We start from the raw sequence: 7,362 nt of genomic DNA, 5'->3' as shown, positions 1-7,362 counted from the left end.
CAGCCCTATTCAGCTTTGACATTGTATCACATCGGGAACGTTACCGACCAACGTCCGTTCCCTCTTTCGTTGAGGCTTTCGACCGTTGGTCTCTTCGTCAAGCTCGGCGCAAGCAAGCGTCCCTAACGTCGGCCTCACCCGGAATGATTCCGGCTCAGATTGAGGACAATGATATGTCGAACGAAGCCAATGGCCACCAGCCGTCCGAACAGTCGCTCGCGCTGTTTCTTCAGGACAACGACGCGGACAAGCTGACCGATATTCTGGTCGAGGCCCTCTACGAAGCCTTCCGCATTCTCGAAGACGAAGTCCGTCCGGAAACGTTTCACTAGATCGTCCGAGCTGCTTGGGGGCTGGAACATGCTTGTCTTTTGCGTGCGAACATGATTGCCGTACGGCATTAGCAGCCTCACGGATTCTCCCATCATGTTCGCAAGCGCCACGCCCTTCCTCACCATCGGCCTTCTGATTCTGTCGAACGTCTTCATGACTTTTGCCTGGTACGGGCATCTGAAATTTGAGAGCAAGCCGCTTTATCTCGTCATCATGGTAAGCTGGGGCATCGCCTTCTTCGAATATTGCGCCCAGGTGCCGGCAAACCGCATCGGCTACGGTTACTTCAATGCAGCGCAGCTGAAGACCATTCAGGAGATCATCACGCTCTCGGTCTTCGTCATTTTCTCCGTGCTTTATCTCGGCGAGCCAATTCACTGGAAGCAGATCGTCGGCTTCGGTTTCATCGCGCTCGGAGCATTCTTCATCTTCACGAAATAGAGCGGATGCCGGGAACCGGCGCGCCACAGATGTGTTCGGGCCACCATGACGTCAGGTGGTGCGATGAAGAAGAAATCGGGCGATATCCGCATCGGCATTTCGGGCTGGACCTACAAGCCCTGGCGCGGCGTGTTTTATCCCGAAGGCCTGCCACAGAAGCAGGAGCTGACCTACGCGGCCGGGCATTTCCGCTCGATCGAGATCAACGGCACCTTCTACGGACTTCAACGGCCGGAGAGCTTCGCCGCCTGGTATGACGCGACACCCGACGACTTCGTCTTCGCAATCAAAGGGTCGCGTTACATTACCCATATGCGCCGCCTGACCGACATCGAAACGCCGCTCGCCAACTTCCTGGCGTCCGGCGTCTTGCGCCTCGGCAAGAAACTGGGGCCTGTGCTCTGGCAGTTTCCCCCGCGGATGAAATTTTCGACGGAACGTTTCGAGCCGTTTTTGAAGTTGCTACCGAAGACCACAGGAGACGCCGTCGAGCTCGCAGGGCGGCACGACTCGCGCCTCGACGGGCGCGACTATGTGGAGACGGATGCGGATCGGCCGATCCGCCATGCGTTGGAGATCCGCCACGACAGCTTCCGTTCGCAAGATTTCATTGACCTGCTGCGCCACTACAAGGTCGGCCTGGTCGTCGCAGACACGGTCGAATGGCCTCTCCTGATGGATCTCACCGCCGATTTCGTCTTTTGCCGCCTGCACGGCTCAGAACAGCTTTATGTCAGCGGCTATGATGACGAGGCGCTCGACCGCTGGGCGCTGCTCATCCGCCAATGGACGAGGGGCCGCGACCCGAAGGATGCGCTACGTGTCGGGCCGCCTTCCCTGCCGCGTGCGCATGGCCGAGATGTCTATGTCTACTTCGACAACGACGTGAAAGTGCGCGCGCCGCGGGATGCGCTGGCCCTCGCCGACCGGCTGGATGCGGGGCCGACTTCGTCGATTGTAAAGACCGCCAGACACGCCTGAACGGGAGGTTTTCGCTTTTCCGTCGGCATGCCTTCATTTCTATCTCGGTTTGATTTAGAGACAGTCCTTCAATCCGCCTTTTCCGGGCGGTAGGACTGTTCGCAAGGTATGTTGATCGATGCTTGATTCCCTCAGAAACGCCGCCCGCTCTTGGGTTGCCAAGTCGCTTCTCCTGCTTCTGGTTGCCTCGTTCGCCATCTGGGGTGCTTCTCAATCGTTGGTGACGACCGGCGGCAACACGGTGATGACCGTCGGGGACCAGCAGATTTCGAGCGAGGAATTCCGCCTCGCCTACCAGCGGCAGATCGCCAATCTCAGCCGCCAGTTCGGGACGCAGCTGACGGCCGAGCAGGCCCGCGCCTTTGGCATCCAGAACGAGGTGTTCACACAGCTCGCAGCCGGCGCCGCGCTCGATCAGCTTTCCGACGACATGAATCTCGGCCTGTCGGAAGATCGCCTTGCCAACCTGATCGCCGAGGACCCCGCCTTCAAGGGCGTCAACGGCCAGTTCGACCGCAACCTCTTCACCTCCCGCCTGCGCAATGCCGGCATTCGGGAGGACGATTACATCAAGGAGCGCAGCAAGGTCGCGGTCCGCAGCCAGATCGTCGAGGCGGTTTCGGACGGCTTTCAGCCGCCGAAAGTGCTGGTCGATGCCTTGAAGAGCTATCGCGACGAGACCCGCACGATCGACTACGTCCTGCTGTCCAACGCCAATATCGATCCGGTGAAGGCGCCCGCAAACGATGTGCTCGCCGCCTGGTTCGAGGGCGTGAAGACCCGTTACCGGGCACCGGAATACCGCACCTTCGCCTATGTGAAGCTGCAGCCGGGCGATATTGCCGACGCATCTTCGATCACCGACGAAGCAGCGCGCGCCGAATATGACAAGCGCAAGGACAGCTTCAAGACGCACGAAACGCGCACGATCGAGCAGCTCCCCTTCCCCAATAAGGAAATGGCGCAGGCCGCCGCGACGCAGCTGAAGGACGGTACCGCCACGTTCGACCAGATCATCAAGGATCAGGGCAAGACGGCGACGGACGTTCTGCTCGGCGATTTCACCCGGGAGAATGTGCCCGATCCGGCCTTTGCCGATCCGGCCTTCAAGGTCACTGCCAGCGGCGGAACGACGCCGGTCATCGACGGCACCTTCGGCCCGGTCATCCTGCGCGTCACCAATATCCGCCCGGAGACGACGCGTTCGTTCGACGAGGTCAAGGAAGACATCCGCAAGCGGCTTGCCGTCTCGTCCGCGTCCCAGGAAGTCCTGAGCGTTCACGACCGTTTCGAGGACATGCGCAGCGGTGGCACCTCGCTCGAGGAGACTGCCAAGGCGCTCAACCTCAAGGCCGTCACCGTGACGTCCGATGCCTCCGGCCGCGACGAGAAGGAACAGCGCATCACCGACCTGCCGGCTTCCACCGCGCTGCTCGGCGATGTTTTCCGTACGGAGCCCGGCGCCGACACCATTCCGGTCAACCTCGGCAATGACGGTTATGTCTGGTTCGAGGTGCGCAACATCGTGCCCGAGCGCGACCGGCCGCTCGCCGACGTACGTGAAAAGGCCGTTGCCGACTGGACTGCCGAACAGCAGCGCCAGGCGCTCACCGCCCGCGCGACCGAGTTCAAGGGCCGCCTCGACAAGGGCGAGACGCTTGCAGCCATCGCCACCGAACTTGGCGTCGCGGTCGAAAACAAACAGGGCCTGCGCCGTGGCACCGAGGATGCGATCTTCGGCAACGAGGCGATTTCGGCGGCCTTTTCCGGTCCAGTCAACACCACCGCGACGGCGCTCGGTTCGGATGGCGAAAGCCGCCTTCTGATGAAGGTGACCGCCGTCGACCAGGCGACTACGGACGCGCTCTCCGGCGACCAGCAGCTGCAGCAGATGGCGAACGCTGCCGGTGACGACATGCTCGATCAGATGGTCAACAGTCTGAAGACCAGCTACGGCGTGTCCGTCAACCAGACCGTGGTCGACCAGGCCATGCTCCAGTGAAACAGAGGGACGGCCGACCATGCCTGAGCTGAAACCCCTGCTTGCCAAGGTTGCCAATGGCGAGAGCCTCAGTCACGAAGAGGCGCGAGGTGCTTTCGAAATCCTGATGTCCGGCGAAGCGACGCCGTCGCAGATTGGCGGCTTCCTGATGGCGCTGCGCGTGCGCGGCGAGACGGTTGCCGAGATCACCGGCGCGGTCGAAACCATGCGATCGAAGATGCTGCCCGTCTCCGGCCCGGCCGACGCCATCGACATCGTCGGTACCGGTGGCGATGGTCTCGGCACCTATAACATCTCCACCCTCGCCTCCCTAATCGTCGCCGGCTGCGGCGTCCCTGTCGCCAAGCACGGCAACCGGGCGCTGAGCTCGAAATCCGGCACTGCCGATACGCTGTCGGTTCTGGGCGTCAACCTGGAGATCGGTCCGGACCAGATCTCCCGCTGCATTGCGCAAGCGGGCATAGGCTTCATGTTCGCCTCCATGCACCATGCGGCCATGCGCCATGTTGGCCCGAGTCGCGTCGAGCTCGGCACGCGCACGATCTTCAATCTGCTCGGCCCGCTTTCCAACCCGGCCGGCGCCAAACGCCAGCTTCTCGGCGTCTTCGCGCCAAAATGGATTGGCCCGATCGTCGAGGTCCTGCGCGATCTGGGTTCGGAGACGGTCTGGGTCGTCCATGGCGGCGGGATGGACGAGATCACCACCACGGGTGTTACCCAGGTGACCGCGCTGGAGGATGGCAAGATTCGCTCCTTCGAGCTGACCCCGACGGATTTCGGCGTTCAGCCTGCGACGCTCGACGAGCTCAAGGGCGGCGATGGCGTGCACAACGCAGCCGCATTGCGTGCGGTGCTCGGCGGTGCCAAGAATGCCTATCGCGATATTTCGCTCTGCAATGCGGCTGCCGGGCTGGTCGTCGCCGGCAAGACGGAGACGATCGCCGACGGCATGAGGCTTGCCACCCGTTCGCTGGATGGCGGCGAGGCCGCTGCCGCGCTCGACCGTCTGGTTGCCGTCTCGAACGAAAAGGATTGAGGTCATGACGGATATCCTCAAGAGGATCGAAGCCTACAAGCGCGAGGAAATCGCCGCTGCCAAGGCGAGCGTACCGCTTGCGGAGCTGAAGGCCCGCGCTGCGGACCAGCCCTCCCCGCGCGGCTTTCATCGCGCGCTGAAGGCCAGGCAGGATTCCGGGGCCTTCGGCCTGATCGCCGAGATCAAGAAGGCAAGTCCGTCCAAGGGTCTCATCCGCCCGGATTTCGATCCGCCGTCGCTTGCCGCAGCCTACGAAGCCGGTGGTTCCACCTGCCTTTCCGTCCTCACCGATGCGCCGAGCTTCCAGGGCGCGCCGGAATTCCTGACCGCTGCCCGCAACGCCTGCTCGCTGCCGGCGCTGCGCAAGGATTTCATGTTCGAGACCTATCAGATCCACGAGGCGCGCGCCTGGGGCGCCGATTGCATCCTGCTGATCATGGCTTCGCTTTCCGATGACGAAGCGCGTGAGCTCTACGATGTTGCGGCTGAACTCGGCATGGACGCGCTGATCGAGGTGCATGACGAAGAGGAAACGGAGCGGGCGCTGAAACTTCCTTCGCCGCTGATCGGCATCAACAACCGCAATCTGCGCACCTTCGAGCTCAACCTCGAAACGAGCGAGCGGTTGGCGCCGATTGTGCCGGCCGACCGGCTCCTCGTCGGTGAAAGCGGCATCTTCACCCATGAGGACTGCCAGCGCCTGAAAAAGGTCGGCATCAACACCTTCCTCGTCGGCGAAAGCCTGATGCGCAAGGACGACGTGGCCGCCGCCACCCGCCTTCTCCTGACCGGCGAGACTGCTGCCCAGGCGGCGGAATAATGGCGGGCCTCACCCATATCGGCGCTTCCGGCGAGGCGCATATGGTCGATGTCGGCGACAAGGCCGAGACCAGCCGCTCGGCGACCGCCGAGGGTTACGTCCGCATGCTGCCGGAGACGCTGGCACTGATCCGCGAGGGCAATGCCAAGAAGGGCGACGTGATCGGCACCGCGCGGCTGGCCGGCATCATGGCCGCCAAGAAGACCTCGGATCTCATCCCGCTCTGCCATCCGCTGATGCTGACCAAGGTGGTCGTGGACATCACCGAGGACGAGCAGCTCCCCGGCCTCCGGGTGACCGCAACCGCAAAACTGACCGGCAAGACCGGCGTCGAGATGGAAGCGCTGACGGCCGCCTCGGTCGCCTGCCTGACGATCTACGACATGGCCAAGGCCGTTGACCGGGCCATGGAGATCGGCGGCATCCGCCTTCTCGAAAAGACCGGCGGCAAATCCGGAACGTACCGCGCGGAGGACTGAGAAATGGCGTTGCTGCCCGTTTCCGAAGCGAAGAACCGCTTGCTCGGCAAGGCCAATCCCATCGGCACGGTGGAGACGGTCGCTCTTGGCCAAGCGACCGGCCGAGTCCTTGCGGCGGACCTCGTTGCCCGCCTCACCCAACCTCCCTTCGACGCGTCTGCCATGGACGGCTATGCGCTCAAGGCTTCCGACGCACCGGCGATCGGGGCCGAACTGACCGTGATCGGTACCGCCGCCGCCGGCCACGCCTTCGAAGGCGCGGTTGGCAGGGGTGAGACTGTGCGCATCTTTACCGGCGCCCCGCTGCCGGAAGGTGCCGATTCCATTCTCATCCAGGAGGACGCCGAAAAGCTCGAAGGCGGCCGGATCCGGACGAAGTTCGAAGTCGTGAAGGGCCGGCATGTCCGCCCCCGCGGCCAGGATTTCGCCGAGGGCGAAGCGGTCCTGCCGGCCGGCACGGTGCTCGACTTCTCGCATCTGACGGTTGCTGCCGCCATGAACCACCCGGAGCTTTCCGTCTATCGCCGTCCCCGCGTCGCAATCCTCGCCACCGGCGATGAGCTTGTCCCGCCCGGCGCCACGCCTGACAAAGCGCAGATCATCGCCTCCAACACCTTCGGCGTTTCGGCCCTGGTGCGCGACAATGGCGGCGAGGTCCTCGATCTCGGCATTGTCCGCGACCGGCCTGACGATATCGCCGCAGCCATCGACAAGGCCCGCGCGGCCGAGGCCGACGTGCTGGTGACCCTCGGCGGTGCCTCGGTGGGCGATCATGATCTGGTGCAATCGACGCTGAAGGCTGCCGGCATGGAACTGGATTTCTGGCGCATCGCCATGCGGCCGGGCAAGCCGCTGATGGTCGGCGCGCTCGGCGAAATGCAGGTTCTCGGCCTGCCGGGCAATCCTGTCGCGAGCCTGGTCACCAGCCTGCTCTTCCTCGAACCGCTGATCCGCAAGCTCGCCCGCCTGCCGGAAAGGCGCAGGGAGGTTCAAGGCGTCGCGGCAAGCAAACTTCCCGCCAACGACCAGCGCCAGGATTATCTGCGCGCCAGGCTGACGAGCGACCGCGACGGCAATCTCGTCGCCGAAGCGTTCGCGAAGCAGGATTCGTCGATGATGAAGATCTTCGCCCATTCCGATGGCCTCATCATCCGCCCGGCGCATGCGCCGGAGCTGTCGGCCGGCGCCCCCTGCCCGATCCTGCTGATCCGGCCCTGAACTGATCCGATCCGTTCCGAAATCCGTACCTTTGGGCAGCAATGCCCCGAAC

Annotated in this window: 8 protein-coding genes; all 8 read left to right on the top strand. The window is 63.3% G+C overall.

Going from position 1 to position 7,362, the window contains the following annotated elements:
* Positions 1-173: 173 nt before the first annotated feature.
* The 8 genes from GQ59_RS32695 (at position 174) to GQ59_RS14725 (ending at position 7,310) form a co-directional block, all read left to right on the top strand.
* Complete coding sequence (locus GQ59_RS32695) at positions 174-332, top strand: hypothetical protein (RefSeq protein WP_167336300.1); 159 nt, start codon at positions 174-176, stop codon at positions 330-332.
* Between the two features lie 94 nt (positions 333-426).
* Positions 427-774, top strand: a complete 348-nt coding sequence (locus GQ59_RS14755; RefSeq protein WP_037082394.1) for a DMT family protein — start codon at positions 427-429, stop codon at positions 772-774.
* A 63-nt stretch (positions 775-837) separates the two neighbouring features.
* Complete coding sequence (locus GQ59_RS14750) at positions 838-1,755, top strand: DUF72 domain-containing protein (RefSeq protein ID WP_037082502.1); 918 nt, start codon at positions 838-840, stop codon at positions 1,753-1,755.
* A gap of 118 nt (positions 1,756-1,873) precedes the next feature.
* Complete coding sequence (locus GQ59_RS14745) at positions 1,874-3,757, top strand: peptidylprolyl isomerase (protein ID WP_037082392.1); 1,884 nt, start codon at positions 1,874-1,876, stop codon at positions 3,755-3,757.
* A 19-nt stretch (positions 3,758-3,776) separates the two neighbouring features.
* Entirely contained in the window at positions 3,777-4,793 is a 1,017-nt protein-coding gene (gene trpD, locus GQ59_RS14740) for an anthranilate phosphoribosyltransferase (protein ID WP_037082390.1), read from the top strand.
* A 4-nt stretch (positions 4,794-4,797) separates the two neighbouring features.
* Entirely contained in the window at positions 4,798-5,613 is an 816-nt protein-coding gene (gene trpC, locus GQ59_RS14735; RefSeq protein ID WP_037082388.1) for an indole-3-glycerol phosphate synthase TrpC, read from the top strand.
* Positions 5,613-6,092, top strand: coding sequence for a cyclic pyranopterin monophosphate synthase MoaC (moaC, locus tag GQ59_RS14730; protein ID WP_037082386.1), 480 nt, complete (start codon positions 5,613-5,615; stop codon positions 6,090-6,092). The genes trpC and moaC overlap by 1 nt, the downstream gene beginning before the upstream one ends.
* A gap of 3 nt (positions 6,093-6,095) precedes the next feature.
* On the top strand, positions 6,096-7,310 hold the full coding sequence (locus GQ59_RS14725) for a molybdopterin molybdotransferase MoeA (protein ID WP_037082384.1): 1,215 nt from the start codon (positions 6,096-6,098) through the stop codon (positions 7,308-7,310).
* Positions 7,311-7,362 lie beyond the last annotated feature (52 nt).

The sequence above is a fragment of the Neorhizobium vignae genome (genome assembly GCF_000732195.1).
GTDB lineage: Bacteria > Pseudomonadota > Alphaproteobacteria > Rhizobiales > Rhizobiaceae > Neorhizobium > Neorhizobium vignae.
Note: the sequence above shows the minus strand (reverse complement) of the source record. Positions and strands in the feature narration are given on the sequence as shown.

Excerpts from the sequence above, each read along its gene's own strand:
- GQ59_RS32695 (WP_167336300.1), top strand. The coding sequence starts at position 174 with ATGTCGAACGAAGCCAATGGCCACCAGCCGTCCGAACAGTCGCTCGCG.
- GQ59_RS14755 (WP_037082394.1), top strand. The coding sequence starts at position 427 with ATGTTCGCAAGCGCCACGCCCTTCCTCACCATCGGCCTTCTGATTCTG.
- GQ59_RS14750 (WP_037082502.1), top strand. The coding sequence starts at position 838 with ATGAAGAAGAAATCGGGCGATATCCGCATCGGCATTTCGGGCTGGACC.
- GQ59_RS14745 (WP_037082392.1), top strand. The coding sequence starts at position 1,874 with ATGCTTGATTCCCTCAGAAACGCCGCCCGCTCTTGGGTTGCCAAGTCG.
- trpD (WP_037082390.1), top strand. The coding sequence starts at position 3,777 with ATGCCTGAGCTGAAACCCCTGCTTGCCAAGGTTGCCAATGGCGAGAGC.
- trpC (WP_037082388.1), top strand. The coding sequence starts at position 4,798 with ATGACGGATATCCTCAAGAGGATCGAAGCCTACAAGCGCGAGGAAATC.
- moaC (WP_037082386.1), top strand. The coding sequence starts at position 5,613 with ATGGCGGGCCTCACCCATATCGGCGCTTCCGGCGAGGCGCATATGGTC.
- GQ59_RS14725 (WP_037082384.1), top strand. The coding sequence starts at position 6,096 with ATGGCGTTGCTGCCCGTTTCCGAAGCGAAGAACCGCTTGCTCGGCAAG.